The 1,256-nt window shown below is 56.3% G+C and carries 3 protein-coding genes; all 3 read left to right on the plus strand.

The window, feature by feature from the left end; genetic code table 11:
- The coding region (locus Q7U33_RS07010) for a hypothetical protein (protein ID WP_304859036.1) at window positions 1-199 on the plus strand (199 nt) is incomplete at its 5' end.
- 14 nt (window positions 200-213) lie between these two features.
- The gene (locus Q7U33_RS07015; protein ID WP_304859038.1) at window positions 214-345 is read left to right on the plus strand and encodes a hypothetical protein; all 132 of its coding nucleotides are present in this window, start codon (window positions 214-216) and stop codon (window positions 343-345) included.
- A 2-nt stretch (window positions 346-347) separates the two neighbouring features.
- Window positions 348-1,256, plus strand: a 909-nt coding sequence (locus Q7U33_RS07020) for a hypothetical protein (RefSeq protein ID WP_304859041.1), incomplete at its 3' end; no start/stop codon positions are given.

Here is a 1,256-nt window from a genome sequence, read left to right on the forward strand (position 1 = left end):
TTTTGAAATGCCCGAGATCAAGGTCTTCAAGGCCCTGCTGAAAAAGATTACGGTAGAGCCGAATCGCCCGACTGAGTTTGTGGCCCAGGTGCTGCAACACAGCGGCATGGCCCGGGACGATATTGACGCCATGGATTACCGCGCCTTTGCGCCGGCTATCCCCTTGGTGCTGGAGATGTTCCCCGGCCCAAAGAACTGAAGGACGCCGCTGCCGTGCTGCTTTTGCGCGGCGTTCAACCCTCTGAAATTGAAAACATGAGCCTTGACCGGATCGACTTTTGGCTGGAGATCTGCGAAGTCATCGCCGACGCACAGAAAAAAGCAAGCGCAAACCTGGGAAGCTAAATATGGTCACGCAAAAAACAGAAGCAAAAATTATCATCTCGGCACAAGACACCGCTTCGCCGGTGCTTGCGCGCCTGCAGGCCCAGTTTGACCGGCTGAGCCGACCAATCCAAGGTGTGCAAAAAATGCTCGCCGGCCCCATGGAGCTTGCTGGCGTCAACCGCCTGACCGGCTCTCTAGGCCGCCTGCAGGGTGCGATGCAAAAAATCCCCTTCGCGGGGTCTCTTTTTGCTGCTGGTGGCATGTATATGGCCACCAAGGCGATGATCGATAACAGCGTAGCAGCGCACGCCAACCTGGGCGCATTGCAAGACCTGAGCGACAAGTACAAGGTGTCCACTGACTCGCTTCAGGTTTACGGTGAGATGGCCGCTGACAGTGGTACCAAAGTCGAAGACGTTGCAAACAGTATCGGTTTTTTGCAGAAAAAGATTGCAGGCGCACGCAGCGGCGACAAAGGCGCCATCGCGGATTTGGGGGCAGTCGGTGTTAACAGCGACGATCTCAAGGGCAACGCGACGGATGTTTTCAACCGGATCAGCGAGGTCTACAAAAATTCTGTGAAGGAGACTGACGAGGCGTCGAAGGTGGCCTTTGCCAAAGCGGTGTTTGGCAAGGCGGGCACCAACATCATTCCCATGCTGGACAAGGGCGGGCCAGAGGCCTACGCAAAGATCATGGCAATGATGAGGGAGGAGGGGCGATTCTTTGAAAAAGATCAGGTTGCCGCCGCAGATGGTGTTGACGACGCCTGGGGCAAGTCCATGCGGCGGATCGAGGGCATGAAGACCACAATAGGGCTTGCCATGGGGCCAATGCTCGGCGCGATCAGCACCAGCATCAACAAGCTGCTTGATGGTGGCGCCCGCGCCGATCTGATCAACACATTCAAAATGCTGGGCGACACGATT

This window comes from Methylotenera sp., from assembly GCF_030653755.1.
In the GTDB taxonomy this organism is placed as follows: domain Bacteria; phylum Pseudomonadota; class Gammaproteobacteria; order Burkholderiales; family Methylophilaceae; genus Methylotenera.